Here is a 267-nt window from a genome sequence, read left to right as displayed (position 1 = left end):
GAACAACGCTGTACAGACGCCAATATAACCCATCAAGAACAGCGCAACGGTCATTAAGAAGGGGCGATATTCACGCTCAGTCCGTAAATCCTTACGCATGAAAAAGAATAGCAGCAGCACGATAACTGGCATTGGCGCTAGATATAACGCACCCGGCAAACTAAACCAACCCTCGAGGGCTTCGATATCTGAAAAATACATAAACACGGTAACGACAATCATCGCCAATACCAATGCCGATAATATCCAACCAGACACTTTACGTGC

General features: G+C 45.7%; 1 pseudogene. It reads right to left on the bottom strand.

The window, feature by feature from the left end:
* Positions 1-267 (bottom strand): annotated as a pseudogene (locus AAEZ03_RS27610) (hypothetical protein); the annotation flags it as partial.

It is taken from the genome of Pseudomonas sp. HY2-MNA-CIBAN-0224, from assembly GCF_040310285.1.
Lineage (GTDB): Bacteria > Pseudomonadota > Gammaproteobacteria > Pseudomonadales > Pseudomonadaceae > Aquipseudomonas > Aquipseudomonas helleri.
Note: the sequence above shows the minus strand (reverse complement) of the source record. Positions and strands in the feature narration are given on the sequence as shown.